Source organism: Massilia sp. 2TAF26, from assembly GCF_052115005.1.
In the GTDB taxonomy this organism is placed as follows: domain Bacteria; phylum Pseudomonadota; class Gammaproteobacteria; order Burkholderiales; family Burkholderiaceae_D; genus Telluria.
Window position 1 is genome coordinate 318,794 of record NZ_JBFRFV010000001.1, and the last position, 25,184, is coordinate 343,977.

The following is a 25,184-nucleotide window of genomic DNA, read 5'->3' on the forward strand; positions in this document are numbered from 1 at the left end:
GAAGCAGACATGAGCGCCAACCGCACCATCGATACCGTCACCGCGCGTGACGGCACCATCATCCACTTCACCGACTGGGGCCACGGTATTCCCGTGGTGTTCAGCCACGGCTGGCCGCTGTCCGGCGATGCCTGGGAAGACCAGATGATGTACCTGGCCGAACACGGCTACCGCGTGATCGCCCACGACCGCCGCGGCCACGGCCGCTCCAGCAAGGCATGGCACGGCAACGACATGGACACCTATGCCGACGACCTGGCCACCCTGCTGGACACCCTGGACATCACCGGCGCCACCCTGGTCGGCCACTCGACCGGCGGCGGCGAAGTCGCCCGCTACATCGGCCGCCACGGCACCGGCCGCGTCGCCAGGGCGGTGCTGGTCGGCGCCGTCACTCCGCAGATGATGGCTTCGCCGAACAATCCGGACGGCGTGCCGATGTCGGTCTTCGACGGCATCCGCGACGGCGTCAGGAACGACCGCGCCCAGTTCTTCCTCGACCTGACCATGCCCTTCTTCGGCTTCAACCGCCCGGGCGCCAAGGTCTCGGAAGGCATGCGCCAGTCCTTCCTGATCCAGGGCCTGCAGTGCAGCCTGAAGAGCGCCTACGCCTGCATCAAGCAGTTCTCGGAATCCGACTTCACCGAAGACCTGAAGAAGATGACGGTGCCGACCCTGGTGATCCACGGCGACGACGACCAGATCGTGCCGCTGGCCACCACCGCCCGCCGCGCCGTCGAACTGCTGCCGCAGGGCCGCCTGTCGGTCTACGAGGGTGCCGGCCACGGCCTGCCGTCCACCCACAAGGACCGGCTCAACGCCGAGCTGCTGGCCTTCCTGCGCGGCTGATCCCAGCTCCCGGCGTCAACCCCTGGCCGCCGCCTTCCGCTCGCGCACATCGATATACGCGACGATCATGAAGGCGCCGGCCAGGCCGAGGTGTTCGAAGAAGCCGTTCTCGGACATCGTGCGGGCGGCCCCGGCCAGTTCCCAGAAGCGGTTGGCCAGCAGGTTGGCCGCCAAGGTGAACAGTGCCAGGTAGGCGGCGCCCAGCCAGCGTCGGAACCCGCAAAGGATCAGCAGCGCCCCGCCAAGCTCACCGAGGATGGTGAGGAAGGCGAGCGGCGCGGCGGGCGACAGGCCGAAGTGATGCATCTCGGCGACCGCCGCCGGAAAATCCAGGGCCTTCTCGATCCCGCCCTGCAGGTAGGCGGAACATAACAACAGCAGAAAACACCAGTAGGCGATGGCGGGACGGCGGTCGGCGCGACCGGTGGGAATGGCGGGTGCGGATTTGGAATACATGGCGAATCCTGAAAGTGTCGTGTGGAGGGAGGTCGGGCGACGGGCCCTGCTTCGATGATAGAAGCCCGCAGCCGCTTGCGCCCCTGTCCTTGGACAGGCCGCTACCCTTACACCCGCGCCGCCCCCACGTGCGCCGCCCGCCCGGCACGCCAGCCGTTGAAGCCGGCGATCGCCCCCAGCACCACGAACAGCAGGGCGCACCAGCCGAAGCCGCCGGTCTGGCCGCGGATCAGCCCCACCACCAGCGGCCCGCTCGCCGCCAGCAGGTAGCCTACGCATTGCGCCATGCTGGACAGCTGCGCCGCCACCTGGGGATCGCCCGAACGCAGCACGATGACGGTCATGGCCGCGGCGATCAGGCCGCCCTGGCCGACGCCCTGCAGCACCGCCCACAGCCAGACCGTGGACAGCGGCGCGAACAGCAGGCCGATCAGCGCGACCACCGCGATCGCGGACAGCGCCAGGTTGATCAGGCGCTGGTCCTTGCCGCGCACGGCGATGTGCGGCACCGCCAGGCAGGACATGGCCTGGACCATGACCGACATCGAGACCACGCTGCCGGCGAGGACGGGATCGAGCCCGCGCTCGCGCAGGATCGGAACCAGCCAGCCGAACACGCTGTAGGCCAGCGCGGACTGGAAGCCCATGAACAGGGTGACGTTCCACGCGAGCCGGTCGCGCCACAGTCCCTTGATGTGGGCGCCGCCGCCCGCCGGCCGCTGCGCCCCCTGCCCGAGCTGCGGCAGCCAGACGAGGGCGACGACGGCCGCCGGCAGCGCCCACGCGGCCAGCGCGCCGTGGATCGAACCGCCCAGCAGCCTTTCGATGGGCAGGGTCAGGCCGGCGGCGCTGGCGGCACCGCCGCACAGCGCCATCGTGTACAGCCCGGTCATCAGCGCGCTCCGGTGCGGGAAGTCGCGCTTCACCAGTCCCGGCAGCAGCACGTTGCCGACCGCGATGCTGGCGCCGGCCAGGGCGGTGCCGAGGAACAGCGCCGGCAGCGGCGCCAGTCCGCGCAGCGCCGTGCCCAGGGCCAGCAGCAGGAGCACGCCCAGCATGGTCCTTTCGGCGCCGATGCGGCGCGCCAGCCGCGGCGCCAAGGGCGAGAACAGCCCCAGGCACACCACCGGAAGCGTGGTCAGCACGCCCGCGCCGAAGGCCGACAGCTGCAGCTCGCTCTTCAGTTCCGGCAGCAGGGCCGAGGCGCTGGAGAACAGCGGGCGCAGGTTGAAGGCGATCAGCACCAGGCTCGCGCCGAGGAAGGCGCGGGCCGCGCGGCTGCGCCCCACGCCGCTCAATGCGCGGCGCCCGCGGAGCTGCGCGCCGCGGCCGATCCGGAAGATTCGGCCGAGCCGGCCGATTCGGGACGCTGCGGCTCGCCCCAGTGCTTGACCAGCAGCGCCAGCGTGGCCAGCACGCCGGCCACCGCGATCGTCGCGAAGATGCCTTCGAAGCCGACCTGGCGGCGCGCCAGTTCGGCCACCAGGAAGGAGCCGGCGACGCCGCCGAAGCGGCCCACGCCCATCATCCAGGCGACGCCGGTGGCCCGGCCCTGGGTAGGATAAAAGGCCACCGCCAGCGCCGGCAGCGAGGACTGGGCCGTATTCATCAGGGTGCCGGCGATGAAGACCACCGCCATCAGCAGGCCGGTGCTGCCGGCCGACAGGCCGATCGCGTAGATGCTCAGCGCGCTCAGGCTGAAGCACAGCGCGATCACGCGGTTGGCGCTGAAGCGGTCCATCAGCCAGCCGAGGAAGATGGCGCCGACGCCGCCGAGCGGGAACAGCGAGGCTGCCAGCGTGGCCGTGCGCGCATCCAGGCCGGCTTCCTTGAACAGGATCGGCATCCAGTTGATGAGGGAGTAGAAGATCACCAGGCCCATGAAGTAGGCCAGCCAGATCATCACTGTGCCGACGATGAAGGGACGCGACAGGATGACGCGCAGGCCGCTGCCGGCGACGGACGGCGCGGCCTTCTCGGCCATGCTGAACGAGGCTGCCTGCGCCGCCGCCGGCGAGATGCGCAGCAGCGCGGCGCGGATGCGCGCGGCGGGATGACGCTTGGCGACCATGTAGCGCACCGACTCCGGCAGGCGCGCCAGCATGACGGCCGCCAGCACCACCGGCACCGCGCCGCCCAGCAGCAGCACGCTGCGCCAGCCCCACTGCGGGATCATCCAGGCGGCCAGGAAGCCGCCCAGCGCCGCCCCCAGCGGGAAGCCGCAGAACATCGCATTGGTCAGGGTCGCGCGGCGCTGGTCGGGGCAGTATTCGCTCATCAGGGTGACGGCATTCGGCATCGCGGCGCCCAGCCCGAGGCCGGTCACGAAGCGCAGGACGGTCAGCTGGGTCAGGTCGGCCGCAAAGGCCGACCAGGTGCAGGCTGCGCCGAACAGGGCCACCGCCGCCACCAGCACGGTCTTGCGGCCGAAGCGGTCGGCGCAGGGACCGGCGGTCAGGCCGCCGGCGGCCAGTCCGAACAGGGCCGCGCTGAGCACCGGCGCCAGCGCCGCCTTGCTGAGACCCCATTCCTTGAGCAGGGATGGGGCGATGAAGCCGATCGCGGCGGTGTCGAAGCCGTCCAGCAGCACGATCAGGAAGCAGATCGCGAAGATGGTCCACTGGAAGCCGGAGAACCGGTGGCGGTTGAGGAAGTCCTGGACGTCGACCGCTCGGACGTCTTTCTGCATATGTGTCTCCTTCGGGCGGTCCCGCCGGTGGCCGGCCGCGTTTTATATCGTATGCCTGATGGCTCTACTGTATCGCAATATGCGCCACGGGTGGGCCGCGGCGCTGCAGGTCCGCTTCAGAAGGCGCCGACGTAGTTCTCGGCAAGTGCGGTGCTGAGGGCGCGCGAGGCCACCACGTTCTCGAGCTCCGCCAGCTGCACTTCGCGGTCGAAGGGCGAGGCATCCTCGAAGGTGTGCAGCAAGCGCGTCATCCACCACGAGAAGAATTCGGCGCGCCAGATCCGCTTGAGGGCCTCGCTCGAATAGCGCTCCAGGCCTTCCTCGCCGGCGCCGCGGTAGAAGCTGTCGAGGGCGCGCGACAACAGCTTGACGTCGGAGATCGCCAGGTTCATGCCCTTGGCGCCGGTCGGCGGCACGATGTGGGCGGCGTCGCCGGCCAGGAACAGGCGGCCCGAGCGCATCGGCGCGCACACGAAGCTGCGCATGCCGATGATCCCCTTCTGGAAGATCCTGCCTTCCTTGAGCTTCCAGCCGTCGTCGCTCTCGAGGCGCGCATGCAGTTCGGCCCAGATGCGGTCGTCCGACCAGTTGTCGACGTGGTCGCGCGGGTCGCACTGGAAGTACAGGCGCTGCACGGTCGGCGAGCGGGTGCTGACCAGGGCAAAGCCGCGTTCGTGGCGAGCGTAGATCAGTTCTTCCGACGAGGGCGCCGACTCGACCAGGATGCCGAACCAGCCGAAAGGATAGGTGCGCTGGAAATCCTGGCGTACCGTCGCCGGGATCATCGGGCGCGACACGCCGTGGAAGCCGTCGCAGCCGATCACGAAGTCGGCCTCGATGCGGTGCGCCACGCCGCCGTGCATGAAGCCGACCGTCGGCCGCTCGCCGTCGATGCCGGCGATCTCGACCTGGCTGGTCTCGAACAGCAGCTCGCCGCCGGCGGCCAGACGTGCGGCCACCAGGTCGATGATGACCTCGTGCTGGGGATAGACGGTGATCGACTTGCCGGTCAGGCCGTGCAGGTCGATGCGGTGGCGGCGGCCGCCGAAGGCCAGCTCGATCCCGTGGTGCAGCGCGCCTTCGCGGCGCATCCGCTCGCCGACGCCGGCGTCGCTCAGGATGTCCATGCTGCCCTGTTCGAGCACGCCGGCGCGGATGGTGGCTTCGATGTCGGCGCGGCTGCGCGATTCCAGCACGACCGACTCGATGCCGTTCAGGTGCAGCAGGTGGGAAAGCAGAAGGCCGGCGGGGCCGGCGCCGATGATGGCGACCTGGGTACGCATGATGATGTCTCCGTTTATGTGTTCTGGTTGACATCATCCTAGTGCGGCGGCGGCCCGATATGAATGGATGAAAATGGAAAAAACTTGTACTATTTTTTCATTCGACTCCAACCGTCCCGATCTTCGCCATGCCTTCCGCCCTCAAGCTGCCGTCCGCCGCCATCCCCCAGTTCGCCCTTTACGGCGAGCTGACAAGGGGCCTTGACGCCGAGGGCGTGCACGTCGAACTGATCGAGACGCGCAGCCGCGGCTACGACTGGCATATCGGCATCCATACCCACGCCGGTCTGTTCCAGGTACTTTTTTTATTCGGCGGACGCGTAAGGGCCACCCTCGGCGGCGAAGTCTGCGAACTCGACGGCCCGGTCGCGCTCACCATCCATCCTTCCCTGGCCCATGGTTTCGAATTTTCCGAAGAGGCCTACGGCTACGTCCTGACGATCGACCAGAACATGCTGTTCGCCGCCGCCGGCCAGGACGGCAACCTGTTCACCTCATTGTTCGTGGAGCCGCTCGCCATCGGGCTCGGACCGGTGCCGGAAGCGCGCGAGCGCATCGAGGCGCTGCTGCGCAACCTGATCGCGGAAGCGGCCTGGCCGCGCCAGGGCCATACCCTGATGCTCGACTGGCTGTCGCGCTGCGTGCTGTTGATGCTGGCGCGGGTGCAGGCCGAACGGCGCATCGCCGAAAGCTCGGGTCGTAAGGACTTCGAGCTGTTCAGCCGCTTCCGCACCGAAATCGAGCGCCGCTACAAGGAGCAGTGGCGGGTGCCGCAATATGCCGACGCGCTGCGCGTGCCGCCGGTGCGCCTGAACCGCCTGTGCCTGAAAATCGCCGGCAAGACCGCCTTCGAGATGACCCAGGAGCGCCTGATGCTGGAGGCCTGCCGCAAGCTGACCTATGTGCCGGCCAGCGTGGCCGGCATCGCCTATGAGCTGGGGTTCCAGGACCCGGCTTACTTCAGCCGGCTGTTCAAGAAGCTGGTGGGGGTGACGCCGAAGGAGTATCGGCAGCGGACGCAGGCGGATCACTAGCCACCTCGTCGTCCCCGCGAAGGCGGGGATCCAAGTTTGCGCGGGCACCCGCAAGTTCAAACGCTACAGGTATGCGCCGAACTTGGGACCCCGCCTTCGCGGGGACGACGTGGGGATCACGCAGGCACGACGGGGTAAGCTACAACATCGCCCCCAGCTCCACCTGCGTCTTGATCATCGCCGGCAAACAACGCTCCACCATCTGCTCCACCGGCAGCCGGCCCGCGTGCACGCTCACGTTCATGGCCGCCACCACGTCGCCGCGGAAATTCCGCAGCGGGACCGAGATCGTGCGCAGGCCCAGTTCCAGCTCCTGGTCGACCAGGGCATAGCCTTGCGCCCTTGCGCGCGCGATCTCGAGCGCCAGGCGTTCCTTGTCGACGATCGTGTGCCGGGTGATCTGCTCGGGCGTGGCCTGGGCCAGGAAGCGTTCGATGTCGGCCTGCGGCAGGGAGGCCAGCAGCATGCGCCCGTTGGCCGTGCAATAGGCCGGCACCCGGGTGCCCGGCTGCAGGGTGGCCGAGACCAGGCGCCCGGCGCTGACCGCCGCCACGCAGACCAGCTGGTCGTGGTCGAGCACCCCGACCGAGGCCGCCTCGCCCAGCGAATACGCGAGCCGGTACAGCGGCGGCTGGGCGATGCGCGGCAGGCGCGCCGAATGCAGGTAGGACTGGCCGAGGCGCAGCACCGCCGGGGTCAGCGAGAACAGCTTGTTCTCGTGCCGCATATAGCCCAGGTGGGTCAGCGTGATCAGGTAGCGGCGCGCCGCCGCCCGCGTCAGGCCGGTGGCCTCGGCCACCTCGGCGATCGACAAGCGCGAGCGCTCCTGGTCGAAGGCCTCGATCACCTTCAGGCCTTTTTCGAGGCCGCCGACGAGGTCGCGCTCCAGCGGCGCGTCAGGTTTTTCGCTCATATGCAAATTGGCAGGGGTTTTGTGCGAGTATCGCACAAAGTGCGCGCATAGTGAACGCTGCAGCACTTTGCCGGCTTGTCGCTGCCGCCGCCCTTCCCTACCATCGATTGCACAACAACCCCTCCCAAGGAGACTCGCTGTGAAATTCGATGCCATCGAGCCGGGCGTCTACCCGGAACTCGTCTATCCCGCCTATAAATCGACCGTCAAGCGCGGCCCGCTCCAGCCCAACCTGCGCATCGAGGCCCCGGTCCCGGTCACGCGCAACATCGTCGCCGGCCCCCACATCCTGCTGCCGAACGACACCGACCTGACCGCCCACGGCCAGGGCGAGCCGCTGGGCGAGAAGATCGTCGTCACCGGCCGCGTGGTCGACGAGGACGGCAAGCCGGTGCGCAACTCGCTGGTCGAAGTCTGGCAGGCCAATTCGGCCGGCCGCTACTGGCACAGCAAGGACCAGCACGCGGCGCCGCTGGATCCGAACTTCCACGGCCTCGGCAAGATGCTGACCGACGACGACGGCCGCTACCGCTTCGTCACCATCAAGCCCGGTCCCTACCCCTGGGGCAACCACGACAAGGCCTGGCGTCCGGCCCACATCCACTTCTCGCTGTTCGGGAACGTGTACGCGCAGCGCCTGGTGACCCAGATGTACTTCCCGAGCGACCCGCTGTTCGACTACGACCCGATCTTCCAGAGCGTGCCTGACGAAGCCGCGCGCCAGCGCCTGATCTCGCGCTTCAGCCTCGAGCACACGGTCGGCGCCGAGATGCTCGGCTACGAATTCGATATCGTCCTGCGCGGACGCGACGCCACCCCGATGGGCCTGTAAGGAGACACCACATGAGCAAGATCACGACTTCCCAGACCGTCGGCCCGTTTTCCCACGAAGCCTGGCAGTGGGCCGCCGACGCCTGCACGCCCGCCAACCTGAAAACCAGCGGCCCCACCGTCCTGGTCAGCGGCATCATCTACGACGGCGACGGCAACCCGATCAACGACGCCCAGATCGAGGCCTGGACGCCGGATGCTGCCGCGCGCGAAGCCGCGCACATGATCCCGGGCTTCCGCCGCGTGCCGAGCGGCGCCGACGGCGAGTTCAGCATGCGCATCGCCGCGCCCGAGGATGCCGCGCCGGGCGAGCCGCTGGCCTACATCACCGTGTTCGCGCGCGGCCTGGTCAAGCACCAGTTCACCGCCATCTTCCTCGAGGACGCCGCCGGCCTGTCCAATTCCGCGATCCTGGGCCAGGTGCCGGAAGCGCGCCGCGCCACCCTCCTCGCCCGCAAGACCGGCGACGGCCAGTACCACTGGGACATCTGGATGCAGGGCGAGAAGGAAACCGCCTTCTTCGATTATGTATGATGATGCGGGCATGACAGCCAAGCGACGGGAGCGCCAGTGAGTGTATCGATCTTCGACAGTTTTCTGACCACGCCCGACATGGAAGCCGCCTTCGACGACGCGGCGGTGGTGCAGGCCATGCTCGACTTCGAGGGCGCGCTGGCGCGCGCCCAGGCGGCAGAGGGCCTGATTCCGCAGGCCGCCGCCAGCGCCATCGGCAGCGTCTGCAAGGCGCAACTCTACGACATCCCGGCCCTGGTCCGCGCCGGCCGCCGCGCCGGCAGCCTGGCGATCCCGCTGGTGAAGGAGCTGCAGAAAACCGTGGCGCTGTACGACGAGGAAGCGGCGCGCCACGTGCACTGGGGCAGCACCAGCCAGGATGTGATCGACACCGGCCTGGTGCTGGTGACGCGCGACGCCCTGCGCCTGCTCGACGAGGGCCTGCACGAGCTCTCCGGCCACCTGCTGAAGCTGGCCGAAGACCACCTGTCCACGCCGGTGCTGGCGCGCACGCTGATGCAGCCGGCCCAGGTGACCAGCCTGGGCTTCAAGGCCACCGGCTGGCTGGCGCCGCTCGTGCGCGCACGCGAGCGGATGCGCGAGGCGGCCGCGCGCGGCCTCCAGCTGCAACTGGGCGGCGCCGTCGGCACCCTGGCCGTGATGGGCGAGCATGGCCCGGCGGTGGCGCTGCGGGTCGCCGCCGACCTGCGCCTGCGGGTGGCGGACGCCGCCTGGCACACCCAGCGCGACGAGTGGGTGCGCCTGGGCCTCGAAGTGGCGGTGCTGGGCGGCAGCCTGGGCAAGCTGGCCACCGACCTCGGCCTGATGGCCCAGGGCGAGGTCGGCGAACTGGCCGAGCCGTCCGGGAATGGCCGCGGCGGCTCCTCGGCCATGCCGCACAAGCGCAATCCGGTGTCCACCATGATCGCGCTGGCGGCCGCGCGCCGCACGCCCCAGCATGCGGCGGCCCTGCTGGCCTGCATGGACCAGCAGCACGAACGGGGCCTCGGCAACTGGCAGGCCGAACTGGCCGAATGGCCGCAGATATTCCTCTCTAGCCATGGCGCCCTCGGCGCGCTCAACGACGCCTTTGCCGGCCTGGCGGTCGACCGCGAGCGCATGCTGCACAACATCCACGCCCTGCACGGCCTGGTATTCGCCGAGGCGGTATCGAGCTGCCTGGCCGGCGCCATCGGCCGGCCGAAGGCGCACGCGCTGCTGGAAGAGCTGAGCAAGCGCGCCGCCACCGGTCCGCAGGGTCTCGACCAGCTGGTGCGGGATGCCGTCGCCGCCGATCCGCAACTGGCCGCCCACGTCGATCCCGCCCGGCTGGCGCGCCTCTTCGATCCGGTGGCCGCCGCCGAACCGGCGCGCCGCCTGGCCGAAGCCCAGCTGCATGGCCTGCGCCTGTCCATGGACAGGCTGGCAGCCACCCACCCATTTCATGAATGAGCCACACCGATGAGTTTCGATCCGCTTGACCACGATTTCGAACGCGGCCTGCAGAACCGCCGCAACGTCCTCGGCGACGCCTGGGTCGACCGTTCCCTGAACAACGCGACCAGCTTCAATGCCGAATTCCAGAACCTGATCACGCGCTTCGCCTGGAACGAGATCTGGGGCCGCCCCGGCCTGGACCACAAGACCCGCCGCGCGATCGTCCTGTCGATCACGGTGGCGCTCGGCCGCTGGGAGGAATACGACCTGCACGTGCGCGCCGCCCTGCTGGGCGAGGCCGGCAGCCGCCTGACGCCCGACGAGATCAAGGAAATCCTGATGCAGTCGGCCATCTACGCCGGCGTCCCCGCCGCCAATACCGGCTTCACGCACGCAATCGCGATCCTGCGCGAAGTGGCGGACCAGATCGGCTACGTGCTGGAGCCGTCCGCTCCCGGCGCGGTCTCGCATTCCGGCACCGGCCGCGAAGGCCGCACCACGAGCACGCCCGCCCTCCACTACAGCGTGCGCGAGCCACGCAGCGGCAAGGCGCCGCGCCACACCGTTGTACTGAGCCATGCGCTGGGCTGCGACCTGGACATGTGGGACGGCCTCGCCAACGTCCTCGCGCAGGACTGCCGCGTGATCGCCTACGACCATCGCGGCCACGGCAGCTCGGACGCCATCGACGGCCTGTACTCGATGGCCGAACTGGCCGACGACGCCGCCCGCCTGCTGCGCGAACTCGATACCGGGCCGGTGGTCTGGGTCGGGCTGTCGATGGGCGGCATGGTGGGCCAGGAGCTGGCCCTGCGCCACCCTTCCCTGGTGCGCGCGCTGGTGCTGGCGAACACCACCAGCGGCTATCCGCAAGCCGCGCGCGAAGTCTGGGAACAGCGCATTGTCACCGTGCGCGAACGCGGCATCGAAGCGATCGCCGACGCCGTCATGGCGCGCTACTTCCACGAAGCTTTTCGCGCGCAGAAGGCCGGCACGGTGGCCCGCTTCCGCCGCCGCCTGGTGACGACCGATGCGGTGGGCTATGCCGGCTGCTGCGACGCGGTCGGGAAGGTCGACACCACCGCGCGCCTCGGCCAGATCGGCGTGCCGGCGCTGGTGATCGCCGGTGAGCTGGACCAGGGTACGCCGGTGGCCATGGCGCAGGCTTTGGCGGAAGGGATTCCGGGGGCGTCGCTCACGGTGCTGAAGGAGGCGTCGCATTTGAGTGCGGTGGAGCAGCCGGAGGGGTTCAATCAGGCGGTTGCGGGGTTCATCGGCACGCTCTGATCCGTCATCCCCGCGCAGGCGGGGACGCCGGTAAGCGCTTTACAAATCCAGCACCAACATAGGTGTCTTCGCCCGCGAACAACAAGGCGTGAACTGGTCGTTCGCCGCCTGCTCCTCCTCGGTCAGGTACATGTCGCGGTGCTCCGGCACGCCCTCCAGCACCCGTGTCAGGCAGGTGCCGCACACTCCCTCCTCGCAGGAATACGCGATCTCGATGCCCTCGGCTTCCAGCGCTTTCAGCACCGTGGTGCCGGCCGGTACCGTCACGATCCTGCCGTTCGAGGCCAGTTTCACTTCGAAAGCCTGGTCGCCGCCGGTGTCCACCGCTGCCGCGCTGAAGTACTCGACATGCAGCTGGGCCGGCGGCCAGCCAAGGCCGCGGGCAGCGCCCAGCACGTGGTCGATGAAGCCCTGCGGGCCGCACACGTACAGGTGGGTGCCCGCATCCGGATTCGCCAGCAGCGCCGCCAGGTCCAGTTTCTGGGCGTCGTCGCCGCTGTCGTAGTGGAAGTGCACCTGGCCCGCCAGGTGGGATGCCGCGAGGCGCTCCCTGAAGGCGGCGCGTTCCGGCGAGCGCGCGCTGTAGTGCATCTCGAAGGCGGCACCCTTGGCGGCCAGGGCCTCGGCCATCGCCAGGATCGGCGTGATGCCGATCCCGCCCGCGAACAGCAGCGTGCGTCGTGCCTCGACCAGCGGGAAGTGGTTCTTCGGCGCGCTGATGGTCAGCTTCGAGCCGGTGTCGATGTGGTCGTGCATGGCCTGGGAGCCGCCGCGCGAATTGGCGTCGCGCAGCACGCCGATCTGGTAGCGGTGGGTCTCGCCGGGCGGATTGCACAGCGAGTACTGGCGCACCAGCTTGTCGCCCAGGTGTACGTCGATGTGGGCGCCGGCCTCGAAGGGCGGCAGCGGCGCGCCGTCCAGGCGCACCAGTTCATAGCTGCAGATGCCGTCGGCCTCGCTGGCCTTGCGCGCCACGCGCACGTCGAAGGTCGTCATGCCGCCGCCTCCCCTGCCACCTGGCCGGCGTGCTCGCGCGCCAGCCACTGGTCGATGATGCGGCGCGACTGCACGCCGCCGGCGTCGATGTTCAGCATCAGCAGCTTGCGCTCGGGATGGCGCAGGATGTTCTGCTGCTGCAGTTCCAGCATCTCGCGGTCCTCGCCGAAGATCTTGCCCTGGCCTTCGCGGATGGTGCGGGTGAGCTCTTCGTCCTGCGGCTTGAAGTTGCGCGCCATGCCCCAGAAGTACCAGTGGGAGGTCTCGGTTTCCGGGGTGATGAAGTCGACCACGATGCTGGATGCCTTGTGCGCCGCGTCGGCGTGATAACCGCCCTTGCCCGCGTGCGCGACACCGACCTCGATCATCACGTGGCTGGGCGCGCTGAAGCGGCAGATCTGCCAACGGTCGACCGGCACGTCGTCGGCCAGGCCGTTGCCGCGCAGGGCCGCCTGCCAGAACGGCGGCGCGATGATGTTCTCCATGAAGCGGCTGGTCACCACCTGCTCGCCCTCGACCTTGGTGTTCACCGGCGCCTCGTCGATTTCCTTCTGGCCGATGCTGGACGCGTGCACATAGGTCTCGTGGGTCAGGTCCATCAGGTTATCGACCATCAGGCGGTAATCGCAGTTGATGTGATACAGGCCGCCGCCGTAGGCCCATTCGGGATTGTCGGCCCATTCCAGGTGGTGGATGGTGGCGGGATCGGCCTTGTCCTTCTCGCCCGGCCAGACCCAGATGAAGCCGTAGCGTTCCTCGACCGCGTAGCTGCGGATGCAGGGGAAGCCGCGCACGCGCTGGCCCGGCATGCTGATCGCCTTGCCCTCGCAGCCCATTTCCAGGCCGTGGTAGCCGCACACCAGGTTGCCGTCGCGGACGAAGCCCAGCGACAGCGGCGCGCCGCGGTGCGGGCAGAAATCCTCGACCGCGGCGACCTTGCCTTCCTTGCCGCGATAAAACACGATTTTCTCGCCGCAGATCTGGCGGCCGAGCGGCTTGCCATCGATTTCATCCGGCGTGCAGGCCACGTACCAGGCGTTTTTCGGGAACATCTTTGTCTCCTATTTGTTGGCTATATTCAGTACACTGAATGTAAGAAAAGTATCACGCGTTTGGACGACGAAGTAAACTACGATGACGAATATTTTTATGGTGCGCCGCACCAATACTGACGGGAACCATGCCGACCAACAACGCACGCGCCATTGACGCCGCACCGCTCGACCTCTACGAACATCCAGGCCACCTGTTACGGCGCGCCCAGCAGATCGCGGTGTCGATTTTTTACGACGAACTGGGTTCCGAACTGACGCCGGTGCAGTACGCGATCCTGAGCCGCCTGGCCGAGCATCCCGGCATCGACCAGGTATCGCTGGCCGGACTGGCCGCCATAGACACCTCGACCGGGGCGACGGTGTGCGCCCGGCTCGAAGAGAAAGGCTTGCTGGAACGCAAGGTGATTCCGCACAACCGGCGCCAGCGGGCGCTGAGCATCACGCCCGAGGGCGCGCGCCTGCTGGCGGCGCTGGAAGCCGGCGCCCTGCGCCTGCGCCAGCGCCTGCTTGCGCCGCTGGCGCCGCCGGAGCAGGCGCAGTTCATGGCGCTGCTGGAAAAGCTGGTGAATGGGAACAATGAGCAGAGCCGGGCGCCCTTGAATCCCCGCCGTCCCCGCGAAGGCGGGGACCCATGCTGAGCAATGCCCGGCATGACGGGTGGTATTACTCCACGCCCGGATCCTTAAACTTCTCGACCTTGTCGAACTCGACGTTGTACACCCCGCCATTCACCTGCTCGGCCTTGCGGATGTAAACCGTCTGCACGATGTTGCGGGTGGCCGGGTCGATGCTGACCGGGCCGCGCACGCTGGTCCAGGACATGCCCTTCATCGCTTCCAGCAGTTTGGCGCCGTCGCTGTTGCCGCCGGTTTTCTTCAGGGCCGCGTACAGCAGCTGCATGCCGTCGTAGGCGCCGACCGCGTGGAAGTTCGGGCGCATGTCCTTGTTGGCCTTGGTGAAGGCGGCGACGAAGGCCTGGTTTTCCGGCGACGGATGGGCGGCCGAATAGTGGTGGCTGCTGACCACGCCCAGGGCGGCATTGCCGATCGAGGGCATCAGGTCGTCGTCGAGCACGTCGCCGGTGGCGATCAGGCGGATGCCGGCGGCGGCCAGGCCGCGGTCGGTGAACTGCTTGAGCACGGCCGCGCCCTCGCCCGAGGGCACGAACACGAACACGGCGTCCGGCTTGGCGTCCTTCACGCGCGCCAGGAAGGGCGCGTAGTCCGGGTTGCGCAGCGGCGCGCGCAGCGAGGCGAGGACCTTGCCGCCGGCCTGGGTGAAGTCCTTGACGAAGACCTTCTCGGCGTCGATGCCGGGGCCGTAGTCGGCCACGAAGGTCACCACCGACTTGATCTTGTTCTTCGCCGCCCACTGGGCCAGCGGCGCGGTCACCTGCGGCAGCGTGAAGCCGGTGCGCACGATGTAGGGCGAGCGCTGCGGGATCACCGAGGTGGCGGCGTTCATGACGATCATCGGCACCCTGGCCTGGGTCGCGATCGGCGCCGCGGCGAAGGCCAGCGGGGTCAGGCCGAAGCCGGCCAGCACCTGCACCTTGTCGCGCGCCACCAGTTCCTGGGCCAGGCGCTTGGTGACGTCGGGCGAGACGCCGCCGTCGTCTTTCAGGATGACTTCGATCTTGCGGCCGGCCACGGTGTCGCCGTTCTGCTGCATGAACAGCTTGACGGCGGCGTCGACCTGGCGGCCGGTGGAGGCGAAGGGACCCGACATCGGCACGATCAGGCCGACTTTCAGCGGCTCGGCGGCGTGGACGCTGCCTGCGGACAGGCCGGCGGCCAGCATGGCGGCGCCGAGGACGATGGTGCGGCGGGTGGGGTTCATTCGATTCATCGGTTTATCTCCTGTTTATATTGTTTGAATGTTTTCTGTACCTAAGCGACGGCCACCAGGCGGTCGAGCTTGTCGCCATCGGCCAGCAGGCTGGCGCTGTCGGATTCGTGGACGATGCGGCCGCGGTCCAGCACCATGGCGCGCTCGGTCAGCGACAGCGCCAGGCGCGCATGCTGCTCGACCACGATCACCGACATGCCTTCGTCGGCGATCAGGCGCCGGATCACGCGCACCAGTTCCTGCACGATGATCGGCGCCAGGCCTTCCATCGGCTCGTCGAGCAGCAGGATGCGCGGGTTGGTCATCAGCGCGCGCGCGATCGCCACCATCTGCTGCTCGCCGCCCGAGAGCTGGTTGCCCATATTCGCGCGCCGCTCGCGCAGGCGCGGGAAGATCTCGTAGACGCGCTGCAGGTTCCAGGGACCCGGACGTTCCACCACCGTCAGGTGTTCCTCCACCGTCAGCGACGGGAACATATGGCGCTCCTGCGGCACCCAGCCGAGGCCGGAGCGCGAACGCTGGTGGGTCGGCATGCGCGCCAGGTCCTTGCCGGCCCAGCGCACCGTGCCCTTGTGCATGCGGGTCAGGCCCATCAGCGTGACCAGCAGGCTGGTCTTGCCCACGCCGTTGCGGCCCAGCAGGGCCAGGCTGGCGCCCTCCTCCATCGAGAACGAGACGTCTTCCAGCACGATGGATTCGCCGTAGCCGGCGCTCACCCGGTCGAATGCAAGCAGTTCAGGCATGTTCGGCCTCCCCCAGATAGACTTCCTTGACGCGCGGGTCGGCCGCGATTTCCGCCGGTGTGCCTTCGGTCAGCACGCTGCCGCCCACCAGCACCGTGATGCGCTCGGCGAAGCGGAACACCAGCCCCATATCGTGTTCGATGAACAGGATGGTGACGTCGCGCGGCAGCTGGGCGATCACCTCGAACAGCTCGCGGCTCTCGGCCTGCGGGATGCCGGCCGCCGGTTCGTCCAGCAGCAGGATGGCCGGCTTGGTCGCCAGCGCCAGCGCGATCTCGACCAGGCGCTGCTTGCCGTAGGCCATGCTGCTGGTAATGCTGTTGGCTTCGTCGGTCAGCTTCAGCGTGGCTAGCAGGGCCATCGCCTCCTCGACCACGTCGGCATGCTTCTCGACTGTCTTCCACCAGACCTTCTGCAGGCCGCGGCGCTCGCAGATCGCCAGCGCTACCGATTCCAGCACGGTCATGCCGGCGAACAGGGTATTGATCTGGAAGGTGCGGGTCATGCCCAGCTTGACGCGCTCGTGCTGCGGCAGGGTCGTGATGTCGTGCCCGCCCAGCCACACGCGGCCGGCGGTCGGCAGCAGGGCGCCGGTCAGCAGGTTGATGAAGGTGGTCTTGCCGGCACCGTTCGGGCCGATCAGCGCATGGCGCGCGCCCGGCGCGAAGGTCAGCGAGACGTCGGTATTCGCCTTGAAGGCGCCCCATTGCTTGGACAGCGCTTCGGTGCGCAGGGTGCGGTCGTTGGTGCTCATGTCTCTCATGCTTGCTCCTTGCGCGCGGCCGGCTTGAAACGCTGGGCCAGCTTTTCCAGGCCGCCCAGGATGCCGCCGCGTGCGAACAGCACGATCAGCACCAGCAGCAGGCCGATATAGAACTGCCAGTAGGCGGGATCCAGGCCGGAGATGTAATCCTGGGCGACCATGAACACGGCCGCTCCCACCAGCGCGCCGTACAGGCGGCCGGTACCGCCCAGCACCAGCATGATCAGCAGTTCGGCCGAACGCGGGAAGCCGAGCGAGTCGAGGCCGACGAACTGGGTGGTCTGGGCCAGCAGGGCCCCGGCCACGCCGGCGATCGCGGCGCCGATGGTGAAGGCGACCTTCAGGCGGCGCTCGACGTTGGCGCCGATCGCCGGCATGCGGCGGCCGCCTTCGCGGATGCCGCGCAGCGACAGGCCGAAGGGCGAGTTGACGATCCGGCGCAGCAGCACGAACAGCAGGAACAGCACGCCCAGGCTGTACCAGAAGGCGGTCTTGCCGTAGAGGTCGAACTCGAAGCTGCCGAACAGCGGCTTCACGACCATGCCGGACAGGCCGTCGACGCCGCCGGTGATGAAGGCCGCCTTGTTGGCGGCCTCGAACAGCATCAGGCCGATGCCGAGGGTGACCATCAGGCGCGCCAGGTCCTGGCCGCGCACCACCAGGAAGCTGACGATGAAGCCGGCCACGCCGGCCACCACGGCGGCGGCGAACAGGCCGGACACCGGTTCGCCCCAGCCGTGCACCGACAGCAGGCCGGCGGTGTAGGCGCCGAGGCCGAAGAAGGCCGCATGGCCGAGCGAGACCATGCCCGCATAGCCCAGCACCAGGTCGAGCGAGAGCGCGAACAGGCCGACGATCATGATCTGGCTGACCAGCACCAGGTGGTTCGGGAACAGGAACCAGGACGCCACCGGCAGCAGCCAGAACGCGATTTCGAGCGGCTTCCAGCGGTCGTTGGGCAGGCGCGCCTGGATCGGTGCGGCGGCCGGCGATGCCGGGGCGGCCGGCTTGGCGGAAGACGCCAGCTTGGTATCGATGGGTGCGCTCATGCTTTCCTCCTGACGAGGCCGAAGGGGAAGAGGATCAGCAGCACCACCATCAGCGTGTAGATGACGAAGGCGCCGACTTCCGGCACGTAGTACTTGCCGGCGACGTCGAACACGCCGAGGATCAGGGCGGCGATCAGCGGACCCTTGATCGAACCGGCGCCGCCGACGGCCACCACCAGCAGGAAGTAGACCATGTACTTGACCGGGAAGCTCGGGTCGAGGCCCAGCACGTCGATGCCCAGGCCGCCGCCAAGGCCGGCCAGGCCCGAACCGAGGGCGAAGGTCAGGCTGAACACGCGGCTGACGTTGATGCCCAGGCCCGCCGCGGCGGTCTGGTTGTCGACCGAGGCGCGGATCTGGGCGCCGAAACGGGTGCGCTCGATCAGCAGCACCAGCGCGGTGGTCACCAGCACCACCACGCCGATCAGGAACAGGCGGTAGACGCCGAGGTCGAGGCCCAGCACGTGGACCTGGCCGCGCAGCCAGTCCGGCAGGTTGACCGGCTGCTGGGTCGGGCCGAACAGCCAGGTGGCGCCGGCCACCGCCATGAAGGTCAGGCCGATCGAGAACAGCACCTGGTCGAGGTGGCTGGCCTTGTACAGGCGGCGGTACAGTGTCCGTTCCAGCACCAGGCCGACGATGGCGGCGGCCAGGAAGGCCAGCGGCAGGGTCGCCAGGAAGGGCAGCCCGAGCCGGGACAGCAAGGTCACGCAGACATAGCCGCCGATCATGGCGAAGGCCCCGTGGGCCAGGTTAATGAAGTTCATCATGCCCATCGTCACCGAAAGGCCGACGCTAATCAGGAACAACAGGCTGCCATAGGCTATCCCGTCGAACAGCACGCCGATCATATTCCCGATCATGGCTGCCTCCCGTCTGTCTCGTATCGCTTGTTCATGCTTGTCTCCAGCTACTCTTCTTTTTGATACTCGTTTATACCCGTTCGATCACCATCGCGATACCCTGCCCCACGCCGATGCACATGGTGCACAGCGCATAGCGGCCGCCGGTGCGCTGCAACTGGTAGAGCGCGGTGGTCACCAGGCGCGCGCCGCTCATGCCGAGCGGGTGGCCGAGGGCGATGCCGCCGCCGTAGGGGTTCACGCGCGGGTCGTCGTCGCGCACGCCCAGTTCGCGCAGCACCGCCAGCGCCTGCGAGGCGAAGGCTTCGTTCAGCTCGATGATATCGATCTGGTCGATCGTCATGCCGAGGCGCTCCAGCAGCTTCTTCGACGCCGGTGCCGGGCCCATGCCCATCACGCGCGGCGCCACGCCGGCGGTGGCCATGCCGACGATGCGGGCGCGCGGGGTCAGGCCGAATTGCTTGACGGCGTCGGCATTCGCCAGCAGCAGCGCGCAGGCGCCGTCGTTCACGCCCGAGGCATTGCCGGCGGTGACGCTGCCCTCGGCATGCACCACGCCCTTCAGTTTGGCCAGGGCTTCCAGGCTGGTTTCGCGCGGATGCTCGTCGCGGGCGAAGACGACGGGGTCGCCCTTCTTCTGGTTAATCGTGACCGGCACGATTTCCTCGTCGAACAGGCCCTCGCGCTGGGCGCGCGCCACCTTCTGCTGGCTGGCCAGGGCGAATCGGTCCTGGTCTTCGCGCGACACCTTGTAGTCGACCGCCACGTTCTCGGCCGTCTCCGGCATCGAATCGGTGCCGTACAGCTGCTTCATCAGCTTGTTCGGGAAGCGCCAGCCGATGGTGGTGTCGTAGATCTGGGCGTTGCGCGAGAAGGCGCTGTCGGCCTTGCCCATGACGAAGGGCGCGCGGGTCATCGATTCGACGCCGCCGGCGATCATCAGGCGCGCTTCGCCGGCGCGGATGGCGCGCGCGGCGATGCCCACCGCATCCATGCCGGAGCCGCACAGGCGGTTCACGGTGGTGCCGGGTACTTCTTGCGGCAGGCCGGCCAGCAGCGCCGACATGCGGGCCACGTTGCGGTTGTCCTCGCCGGCCTGGTTGGCGCAGCCGAAGATCACGTCGTCGACCTGGCTCCAGTCCACGCCGGGATTGCGCTTCACGAGTTCGCGCAGCGGGATGGCGCCGAGGTCGTCGGCACGCACGTCCTTCAGCGCGCCGCCGTAGCGGCCGATCGGGGTGCGGATCGCATCGACAATGAATGCATCTTCCATGGTGTTCCTCATTGGTTATTCTGCAGAAGCGGGGCGTCGGTAACGGCCTGCAGTTCCTCGAACGTCAGGCCGGGTGCCATCTCGCGCACGGCCAGGCCCTGCGGGGTGACGTCGAGCACGGCCAAGTCGGTATAGATGCGGTTGACGCAGGCGACGCCGGTCAGCGGATAGCTGCAGTTGCGCACGATCTTGCTTTCGCCGGTCTTGGTCTGGTGGTCCATCATGACGAAGACCTGCTTGGCGCCGATCGCCAGGTCCATCGCCCCGCCCACCGCCGGGATCGCGTCCGGCGCGCCGGTATGCCAGTTGGCCAGGTCGCCCTTCTCCGATACCTGGAAGGCGCCCAGCACGCAGATGTCGAGGTGGCCGCCGCGCATCATCGCGAACGAGTCCGCATGGTGGAAGTAGGCGCCACCGGTCAGCAGGGTCACCGGCTGCTTGCCGGCGTTGATCAGGTCTTCGTCTTCCTCGCCGGGCGCCGGGGCCGGACCCATGCCAAGCACGCCGTTCTCGCTGTGCAGCAGCACTTCGCGGTCGGCCGGCAGGTAGTTGGCGACCTTGGTCGGCAGGCCGATGCCGAGGTTGACGTAGGCGCCCTCGTGGATGTCCTGGGCCACGCGCGCGGCGATCTGGTCGCGGGTATAACGGTTCATGCTCATGCTGCCTCCTTCACCACGCGCTGGACGAAGATGCCCGGCGTGACGATGACTTCCGGATCGAGTTCGCCGAGTTCGACGATCTCGCTCACCTGGGCGATGGTGGTCTTGGCCGCCATCGCCATGACGGGGCCGAAGTTGCGCGCGGTCTTGCGGTACACCAGGTTGCCCCAGCGGTCGCCGCGCAGCGCCTTGATCAGCGCGAAGTCGGCGTGGATGGGCGACTCCAGCACATAGTTGCGGCCGTCGATGACGCGGGTCTCCTTGCCTTCCGCCAGCAGGGTGCCGTAGCCGGTCGGGGTGAAGAAGCCGCCGATGCCGGCGCCGGCCGCGCGGATGCGCTCGGCCAGGTTGCCCTGGGGCGTCAGTTCGAGCTCGATCTCGCCGGCCCGGTACAGCGCGTCGAAGTGATGCGAGTCGGCCTGGCGCGGGAACGAGCAGATGATCTTGCGTACCCGCCTGGCTTTCAGCAGCGCCGCCAGCCCGGTTTCGCCGTTGCCGGCATTGTTGTTGACGATCGTGAGGTCGCGCGCGCCCTGCGCGATCAGCGCGTCGATCAGGCTGGAGGGCATGCCGGCGTTGCCGAAGCCGCCGATCATCACCGTCGCGCCGTCGTGGATATCGGCGACCGCCCTCTCCAGCGATTCGAATGTTTTATCAATCATGTTTCCACCTTGTCCGTGCGCCGGATCTGCCGACGCACTTGAAATCGTGTACTTGAAATCCCAGCTCCGTTGTTCGATAATCGCACACATGATCGATTACCGTCCAACCAAGTGTATCGGCTGGCTGGCCGGAAGGTCAAGAAAAAACACCAACCGGACGCGAAAACCCACCCGCCCCTGTTTTACAATCGCCGCCATGACAAAAACGACCACCAAGACCACGCAGCCCGCCGAACCGGCAGAACCCGCCGCAGCGCCGGAAGAGCGCGAGCCCACCATTGCCGAGCAGATCGACGCCCTGACCGACCCCAGCTTCATGACCTCGCTGGCGCGCGGCCTGGCGGTGGTGCGCGCCTTCAGCGATTCGCGCAAGCCCCAGACCATCGCCCAGATCAGCCAGAAGACCGGGATCCCGCGCGCCGCCGTGCGCCGTTGCCTGTACACCCTGCAGCAGCTGGGTTACGTGGACGCGGAGCTGAACAACTTCTCGCTGCGCCCCAAGGTGCTCACGCTCGGCTACTCCTACCTGTCGTCGACGCCGCTCACGGTCTCCAGCCAGCCCTACCTGAACAACATCACCCGCGAGCTGGGCGAATCGAGTTCGCTGGCGGTGCTCGAGGATGGCGAAGTGCTGTACGTGGCGCGCTCGGCGGCCTCGCGCGTGATGTCGGTGGCGCTCAACACCGGCAGCCGCCTGCCGGCCTACTGCACCTCGCTGGGACGGGTGATGCTGGCCCACCTGCGGCCGGACGAGCTGGACGCCTACTTCGCGCGCGTCAAGCTGCGCCCGATGACCGAGCACACGGTGGTGAACCAGAAGCGCCTGCGCGAGCTGCTGGCCGGCGTGCGCCAGGACGGTTACGCGCTGATCGACGAGGAGCTCGAACTGGGGCTGCGCTCGATCGCGGTGCCGGTGCGCGGCGCCTCGGGCCAGGTGCTGGCGGCCCTCAACGTCGGCGCCCAGGCCGCGCGCGTCACCGTGGAACGGATGAAGCAGGAGTTCCTGCCGGTGCTCCTGCGCGGCGCGCAGGAGCTGTCGGTGCTCCTGCCCTGATTAGAAAGTATGGCGCAGGCCGGTCATGACACCGTTCTGGCCCAGGCCGGCGCCTACGGTGCCGCCGGCATCCAGCGCCACTGCGGACGTGCCCTTGTTGGCCATGCGGCCGATCGAGGCGTACCAGGCGGTGCGCTTGGAGAGGTTGTAGGTCAGGCGCGCCACCAGCATGTTGACGTCCGAGCTGGAGTTCTTGGTGTCGCGGCGGGCGACCTGGGCGTCGATGACGTAGGCGCCGATCGGGTGGCTGAGGCCGATGTAGTAGAGGTCGGACTCGGTGTGGCCGGTGGCGGCGTGTGTGTCGCGGTCGATCAGGCCGGCGCCGATCTTGGTCGCGCCCAGCATCACGTAGCCGTTGAGGGTGGTGCGGACATCGGTGTTGTCGCTGCTGGTCAGGCCGCCGGCGGCGCCGGTATTGCCATACATGCGGTCGTAGGAGGAATTCACGCCCCAGTCCTTGACCTCGTAGCCCACCAGGGTCGTGTACTGGCGGCAGGCCCTCGAATTGCCCGCGACCTCGCCCGCGCAGTTGGTGGCGGCCGGTCCACCGGCGGCGGAGGCATCGCGCCCGAAACTCCAGGTGGCGCCCACCACGAAACCGTTGAAGTTGCCCATGTAGCCGATCGCATTGTCGCTGCGCGCATTCGGCAGGTAGGCGTCGATGCTGCCGACCGCGAACAGGTGCGGTCCCAGCACGTCGGACTTGAGCTGCGAGATATAGGTCATGTTCAGCTGGCGGCCCAGCGTGATGGCGCCCCACGATCCCTTCAGGCCGACGTTGGCCTGGCGGCCGAACAGGCGTCCGCCCTGCTGCTGGGTGCCGGTGTCCATCGCCAGGCCGTTTTCCAGTACGAAGAAGGCCTGCAAGCCGTTGCCGAGGTCTTCGGTGCCACGGAAGCCGATACGCGACGGGAAGGAACTGGTCAGCGAAGGCATCTTGAACATGTTGTCGCCGGCGGCGTTTACGTTGGTCATGTACGCCACGCCGCTGTCGACGATACCGTAGATCGTGACATTGGTCTGTGCGCCGGCGGCGGAAGCGGCGAGGCCGCAGGTCAGCGCCACTGCGCTGCAGATCGTGTTCTTCATTGTGTCTCCTAGGATTAATTATCTGCGTTCGATTATCGAACAAGTTGTTGCTTATCGAACGCTAAATAAATACTATGTTCGGTAGCCTGATAATGTCAACAAGATACGTGCAACAAGACAACACTACCCAAAGGAGACATGCATGAAGCGCAGGACCCTCGCAACCGCAATCGCCACGCTGGCCGCCATGAGCACCCTGGGCGCCCTGCCCGCGCAAGCCCAGGACACCATCAAGGTGGGCGTGATCGCCGCCTTTTCCGGACCCTTCGCCGACTACGGCAAACAGATGGAAGGCGGCATCAAGGCCTGGATGGCCCAGCATGGCGACACGGTCGCCGGCAAGAAGATCCAGGTGATCTACAAGGACACCACCGGCCCCTCGCCTGAAATCGCGAAGCGCCTGGCGCAGGAACTGGTGGTCCGCGACAAGGTCGATTTCCTGGCCGGCTTCGGACTGACGCCGGAAGCGCTGGCGGTGGCGCCGATCGCCCAGCAGGCGAAGAAGCCGATGATCGTCATGAACGCGGCCACGTCCGTCATCACCACCAAGTCGGATTACATCGCGCGCTTCTCGATGACCTTGCCGCAGATCTCGGCGCCGATGGGCGACTGGGCGGTGAAGAACGGCATCAAGAACGTCGCCACCGTGGTGGCCGACTACGGCCCCGGCATCGATGCCGAGAAGGCCTTCAGCGAGCGCCTGCAGAAAAATGGCGGCAAGGTGGTCGAGGCGATCCGCGTGCCGCTGAAGAATCCGGAGTTCGCGCCCTTCATCCAGCGCATCAAGGACGCCAGGCCGGACGCGGTGTTCGTGTTCGTGCCGGCCGGCGAACAGAGCATCGCCTTCATGAAGGGCTACCGCGAGCGCGGCCTGGCGGAAGCTGGCATCAAGGTGATCGCCACCGGCGACCTGACCGACGACCACGTCCTGCCGGCGATCGGCGACGCCACCCTGGGCGTGATCACCACCTTCCACTACTCGGCGGCCCACAAGTCGCCCGAGAACGATGCCTTCCTGAAGAGCTTCGCGCAGGCCAATCCGAACGGCGGCCGCCCCAATTTCATGGCGGTGGGCGCCTATGACGGCATGCATGCGATCTACGAGGTCAGCCAGAAGCTGGGCGGGAAGATCGATGGCGACAAGGCCATGGCGGTGCTGAAGGGGATGAAGTTCGAGAGCCCGCGCGGCCCGATCGCGATCGACCCGGCCACCCGCGACATCGTGCAGAACGTCTACGTGCGCAAGGTCGAGAAGCTGAACGGCCAGCCGTACAACGTCGAGTTCGACAAATTCCCGAACCAGAAGGATCCGGGCAAGTGAACCGCCACACGGGGCGGCGAACGAATTAAAGCCCCTGCACGCTGAGCGCGTGCACCGCCGCGCGCAGCTGCGCCTGCAGCTGCGCGCGTTCTTCCTTCCCGAGGCCGGCGGTCATGATGTTTTCGACTTCCACCACCAGCGCGTCGCAGTCGCGCAGGACCTCTTCGCCGGACGCCGTCAGGCTGATCTGGATGATGCGTCCGTGGGCCGGGTCCGGCCTGCGCTCGATCCAGCCCTTCCCTTCCATCTGCTTGACCATCTCGTTGGCCGACTGCGGCGAGATCATGGTGCGCGTCGCCAGCTGGGCGTTGGACAGCGAGCCGTACGCGCGGAACACCGACAGCGCGGTGTACTGCGGCACCGACAGGCCGTAGGGCGCCAGGCTTTCGCGCAGGCGCTGGTTGAGGACGTGGTCGAGGCGTCCGGCCAGGTAGGCCAGCCCGGTCGGTTTTGCCGGCGTGGCCGCTGGCGAAGATTTTTTTTCGATTGCCATAAAAGATGCTTGTCAGGGAAAAGA

26 protein-coding genes are annotated in these 25,184 nt (G+C 67.8%); 9 read left to right on the forward strand and 17 right to left on the reverse strand.

The features are described 5' to 3' along the window. Positions 1-9: 9 nt before the first annotated feature. Complete coding sequence (locus AB4Z32_RS01505) at positions 10-849, forward strand: alpha/beta fold hydrolase (RefSeq protein WP_441933678.1); 840 nt, start codon at positions 10-12, stop codon at positions 847-849. A gap of 15 nt (positions 850-864) precedes the next feature. Here the strand turns inward: AB4Z32_RS01505 and AB4Z32_RS01510 are convergent, their stop codons facing one another. The 4 genes from AB4Z32_RS01510 to AB4Z32_RS01525 form a co-directional block, all read right to left on the reverse strand. After that, a complete protein-coding gene (locus tag AB4Z32_RS01510; RefSeq protein WP_441933680.1) occupies positions 865-1,305 on the reverse strand; it encodes a DoxX family protein in 441 nt (146 codons plus the stop codon). Positions 1,306-1,412: 107 nt separating this feature from the next. Next, on the reverse strand, positions 1,413-2,594 hold the full coding sequence (locus AB4Z32_RS01515) for a CynX/NimT family MFS transporter (RefSeq protein ID WP_441933888.1): 1,182 nt from the start codon (positions 2,592-2,594) through the stop codon (positions 1,413-1,415). Positions 2,595-2,599: 5 nt separating this feature from the next. Next, a complete protein-coding gene (locus tag AB4Z32_RS01520) occupies positions 2,600-3,994 on the reverse strand; it encodes an MFS transporter (protein WP_441933682.1) in 1,395 nt (464 codons plus the stop codon). A 116-nt stretch (positions 3,995-4,110) separates the two neighbouring features. Further along, a complete protein-coding gene (locus tag AB4Z32_RS01525) occupies positions 4,111-5,277 on the reverse strand; it encodes a 4-hydroxybenzoate 3-monooxygenase (protein WP_441933684.1) in 1,167 nt (388 codons plus the stop codon). A gap of 128 nt (positions 5,278-5,405) precedes the next feature. Between AB4Z32_RS01525 and AB4Z32_RS01530 the strand changes: the two genes are divergently transcribed. After that, entirely contained in the window at positions 5,406-6,311 is a 906-nt protein-coding gene (locus AB4Z32_RS01530; RefSeq protein ID WP_441933686.1) for a helix-turn-helix domain-containing protein, read from the forward strand. A gap of 139 nt (positions 6,312-6,450) precedes the next feature. Here AB4Z32_RS01530 and AB4Z32_RS01535 read toward each other — a convergent pair whose 3' ends face one another. Continuing rightward, complete coding sequence (locus AB4Z32_RS01535) at positions 6,451-7,224, reverse strand: IclR family transcriptional regulator domain-containing protein (protein ID WP_441933688.1); 774 nt, start codon at positions 7,222-7,224, stop codon at positions 6,451-6,453. Between the two features lie 139 nt (positions 7,225-7,363). Here AB4Z32_RS01535 and pcaH point away from each other — a divergent pair, with 139 nt between their 5' ends. Genes pcaH through pcaCD form a run of 4 tightly spaced genes read left to right on the forward strand, consistent with a single transcriptional unit; the run spans position 7,364 to position 11,292 of the window. After that, positions 7,364-8,056 (forward strand): protocatechuate 3,4-dioxygenase subunit beta, encoded by a 693-nt coding sequence (gene pcaH / locus AB4Z32_RS01540; RefSeq protein ID WP_441933690.1) that lies wholly within the window; start codon positions 7,364-7,366, stop codon positions 8,054-8,056. A gap of 11 nt (positions 8,057-8,067) precedes the next feature. Further along, the gene (locus AB4Z32_RS01545) at positions 8,068-8,589 is read left to right on the forward strand and encodes a protocatechuate 3,4-dioxygenase (RefSeq protein WP_441933692.1); all 522 of its coding nucleotides are present in this window, start codon (positions 8,068-8,070) and stop codon (positions 8,587-8,589) included. 36 nt (positions 8,590-8,625) lie between these two features. Continuing rightward, a complete protein-coding gene (gene pcaB, locus AB4Z32_RS01550) occupies positions 8,626-10,020 on the forward strand; it encodes a 3-carboxy-cis,cis-muconate cycloisomerase (RefSeq protein WP_441933694.1) in 1,395 nt (464 codons plus the stop codon). Between the two features lie 9 nt (positions 10,021-10,029). Further along, positions 10,030-11,292: a bifunctional 4-carboxymuconolactone decarboxylase/3-oxoadipate enol-lactonase PcaCD gene (gene pcaCD, locus AB4Z32_RS01555; protein ID WP_441933696.1), complete on the forward strand. Its 1,263-nt coding sequence runs from the start codon at positions 10,030-10,032 to the stop codon at positions 11,290-11,292. 39 nt (positions 11,293-11,331) lie between these two features. Here the strand turns inward: pcaCD and AB4Z32_RS01560 are convergent, their stop codons facing one another. Both AB4Z32_RS01560 and AB4Z32_RS01565 read right to left on the reverse strand, forming a co-directional pair. Continuing rightward, a complete protein-coding gene (locus AB4Z32_RS01560; RefSeq protein ID WP_441933698.1) occupies positions 11,332-12,288 on the reverse strand; it encodes a PDR/VanB family oxidoreductase in 957 nt (318 codons plus the stop codon). Then, entirely contained in the window at positions 12,285-13,340 is a 1,056-nt protein-coding gene (locus AB4Z32_RS01565; protein ID WP_441933699.1) for an aromatic ring-hydroxylating dioxygenase subunit alpha, read from the reverse strand. Before AB4Z32_RS01565 ends, AB4Z32_RS01560 begins: the two co-directional genes overlap by 4 nt. Before the next feature lie 128 nt (positions 13,341-13,468). Between AB4Z32_RS01565 and AB4Z32_RS01570 the strand changes: the two genes are divergently transcribed. Continuing rightward, on the forward strand, positions 13,469-13,981 hold the full coding sequence (locus tag AB4Z32_RS01570) for a MarR family winged helix-turn-helix transcriptional regulator (protein ID WP_441933701.1): 513 nt from the start codon (positions 13,469-13,471) through the stop codon (positions 13,979-13,981). A 25-nt stretch (positions 13,982-14,006) separates the two neighbouring features. On the opposite strand, the gene AB4Z32_RS01575 is transcribed toward AB4Z32_RS01570, so the two are convergent. The 8 genes from AB4Z32_RS01575 to AB4Z32_RS01610 form a co-directional block, all read right to left on the reverse strand. Beyond that, positions 14,007-15,182 (reverse strand): ABC transporter substrate-binding protein, encoded by a 1,176-nt coding sequence (locus AB4Z32_RS01575; RefSeq protein WP_441933890.1) that lies wholly within the window; start codon positions 15,180-15,182, stop codon positions 14,007-14,009. 50 nt (positions 15,183-15,232) lie between these two features. Beyond that, on the reverse strand, positions 15,233-15,934 hold the full coding sequence (locus AB4Z32_RS01580; RefSeq protein ID WP_441933703.1) for an ABC transporter ATP-binding protein: 702 nt from the start codon (positions 15,932-15,934) through the stop codon (positions 15,233-15,235). After that, entirely contained in the window at positions 15,927-16,688 is a 762-nt protein-coding gene (locus tag AB4Z32_RS01585; RefSeq protein WP_441933892.1) for an ABC transporter ATP-binding protein, read from the reverse strand. The genes AB4Z32_RS01580 and AB4Z32_RS01585 overlap by 8 nt, the downstream gene beginning before the upstream one ends. A 5-nt stretch (positions 16,689-16,693) precedes the next feature. After that, positions 16,694-17,746: a branched-chain amino acid ABC transporter permease gene (locus AB4Z32_RS01590; RefSeq protein WP_441933705.1), complete on the reverse strand. Its 1,053-nt coding sequence runs from the start codon at positions 17,744-17,746 to the stop codon at positions 16,694-16,696. Further along, complete coding sequence (locus AB4Z32_RS01595; protein ID WP_441933707.1) at positions 17,743-18,609, reverse strand: branched-chain amino acid ABC transporter permease; 867 nt, start codon at positions 18,607-18,609, stop codon at positions 17,743-17,745. The genes AB4Z32_RS01590 and AB4Z32_RS01595 overlap by 4 nt, the downstream gene beginning before the upstream one ends. Before the next feature lie 70 nt (positions 18,610-18,679). Then, positions 18,680-19,882, reverse strand: coding sequence for a 3-oxoadipyl-CoA thiolase (gene pcaF, locus AB4Z32_RS01600; RefSeq protein ID WP_441933709.1), 1,203 nt, complete (start codon positions 19,880-19,882; stop codon positions 18,680-18,682). Between the two features lie 8 nt (positions 19,883-19,890). Further along, positions 19,891-20,535: a CoA transferase subunit B gene (locus AB4Z32_RS01605; protein ID WP_441933894.1), complete on the reverse strand. Its 645-nt coding sequence runs from the start codon at positions 20,533-20,535 to the stop codon at positions 19,891-19,893. A 2-nt stretch (positions 20,536-20,537) separates the two neighbouring features. Next, complete coding sequence (locus AB4Z32_RS01610; protein WP_441933711.1) at positions 20,538-21,203, reverse strand: 3-oxoacid CoA-transferase subunit A; 666 nt, start codon at positions 21,201-21,203, stop codon at positions 20,538-20,540. Between the two features lie 196 nt (positions 21,204-21,399). On the opposite strand from AB4Z32_RS01610, the gene AB4Z32_RS01615 reads away from it, so the two are divergent. After that, positions 21,400-22,257 carry an IclR family transcriptional regulator domain-containing protein gene (locus AB4Z32_RS01615; protein ID WP_441933713.1) on the forward strand — a complete coding sequence of 286 codons (858 nt, stop codon included), beginning with the start codon at positions 21,400-21,402 and terminating at the stop codon, positions 22,255-22,257. Here the strand turns inward: AB4Z32_RS01615 and AB4Z32_RS01620 are convergent, their stop codons facing one another. Further along, complete coding sequence (locus AB4Z32_RS01620) at positions 22,258-23,346, reverse strand: porin (protein ID WP_441933715.1); 1,089 nt, start codon at positions 23,344-23,346, stop codon at positions 22,258-22,260. A gap of 142 nt (positions 23,347-23,488) precedes the next feature. On the opposite strand from AB4Z32_RS01620, the gene AB4Z32_RS01625 reads away from it, so the two are divergent. Further along, positions 23,489-24,667, forward strand: a complete 1,179-nt coding sequence (locus AB4Z32_RS01625; protein WP_441933717.1) for an ABC transporter substrate-binding protein — start codon at positions 23,489-23,491, stop codon at positions 24,665-24,667. Positions 24,668-24,692: 25 nt separating this feature from the next. Here the strand turns inward: AB4Z32_RS01625 and AB4Z32_RS01630 are convergent, their stop codons facing one another. Continuing rightward, positions 24,693-25,154: a MarR family winged helix-turn-helix transcriptional regulator gene (locus tag AB4Z32_RS01630; protein WP_441933896.1), complete on the reverse strand. Its 462-nt coding sequence runs from the start codon at positions 25,152-25,154 to the stop codon at positions 24,693-24,695. Positions 25,155-25,184: the final 30 nt, after the last annotated feature.

Coding starts and splice junctions, on each gene's coding strand:
- AB4Z32_RS01620 (WP_441933715.1), bottom strand. CDS start 23,346: ATGAAGAACACGATCTGCAGCGCAGTGGCGCTGACCTGCGGCCTCGCC.
- AB4Z32_RS01560 (WP_441933698.1), bottom strand. CDS start 12,288: ATGACGACCTTCGACGTGCGCGTGGCGCGCAAGGCCAGCGAGGCCGAC.
- AB4Z32_RS01535 (WP_441933688.1), bottom strand. CDS start 7,224: ATGAGCGAAAAACCTGACGCGCCGCTGGAGCGCGACCTCGTCGGCGGC.
- AB4Z32_RS01615 (WP_441933713.1), top strand. CDS start 21,400: ATGACAAAAACGACCACCAAGACCACGCAGCCCGCCGAACCGGCAGAA.
- AB4Z32_RS01580 (WP_441933703.1), bottom strand. CDS start 15,934: ATGCCTGAACTGCTTGCATTCGACCGGGTGAGCGCCGGCTACGGCGAA.
- AB4Z32_RS01525 (WP_441933684.1), bottom strand. CDS start 5,277: ATGCGTACCCAGGTCGCCATCATCGGCGCCGGCCCCGCCGGCCTTCTG.
- AB4Z32_RS01530 (WP_441933686.1), top strand. CDS start 5,406: ATGCCTTCCGCCCTCAAGCTGCCGTCCGCCGCCATCCCCCAGTTCGCC.
- AB4Z32_RS01545 (WP_441933692.1), top strand. CDS start 8,068: ATGAGCAAGATCACGACTTCCCAGACCGTCGGCCCGTTTTCCCACGAA.
- AB4Z32_RS01625 (WP_441933717.1), top strand. CDS start 23,489: ATGAAGCGCAGGACCCTCGCAACCGCAATCGCCACGCTGGCCGCCATG.
- AB4Z32_RS01595 (WP_441933707.1), bottom strand. CDS start 18,609: ATGATCGGGAATATGATCGGCGTGCTGTTCGACGGGATAGCCTATGGC.
- pcaF (WP_441933709.1), bottom strand. CDS start 19,882: ATGGAAGATGCATTCATTGTCGATGCGATCCGCACCCCGATCGGCCGC.
- AB4Z32_RS01505 (WP_441933678.1), top strand. CDS start 10: ATGAGCGCCAACCGCACCATCGATACCGTCACCGCGCGTGACGGCACC.
- AB4Z32_RS01605 (WP_441933894.1), bottom strand. CDS start 20,535: ATGAACCGTTATACCCGCGACCAGATCGCCGCGCGCGTGGCCCAGGAC.
- AB4Z32_RS01510 (WP_441933680.1), bottom strand. CDS start 1,305: ATGTATTCCAAATCCGCACCCGCCATTCCCACCGGTCGCGCCGACCGC.
- AB4Z32_RS01570 (WP_441933701.1), top strand. CDS start 13,469: ATGCCGACCAACAACGCACGCGCCATTGACGCCGCACCGCTCGACCTC.
- AB4Z32_RS01565 (WP_441933699.1), bottom strand. CDS start 13,340: ATGTTCCCGAAAAACGCCTGGTACGTGGCCTGCACGCCGGATGAAATC.
- pcaCD (WP_441933696.1), top strand. CDS start 10,030: ATGAGTTTCGATCCGCTTGACCACGATTTCGAACGCGGCCTGCAGAAC.
- AB4Z32_RS01590 (WP_441933705.1), bottom strand. CDS start 17,746: ATGAGCGCACCCATCGATACCAAGCTGGCGTCTTCCGCCAAGCCGGCC.
- AB4Z32_RS01610 (WP_441933711.1), bottom strand. CDS start 21,203: ATGATTGATAAAACATTCGAATCGCTGGAGAGGGCGGTCGCCGATATC.
- AB4Z32_RS01575 (WP_441933890.1), bottom strand. CDS start 15,182: ATGAACCCCACCCGCCGCACCATCGTCCTCGGCGCCGCCATGCTGGCC.
- AB4Z32_RS01585 (WP_441933892.1), bottom strand. CDS start 16,688: ATGAGCACCAACGACCGCACCCTGCGCACCGAAGCGCTGTCCAAGCAA.
- AB4Z32_RS01520 (WP_441933682.1), bottom strand. CDS start 3,994: ATGCAGAAAGACGTCCGAGCGGTCGACGTCCAGGACTTCCTCAACCGC.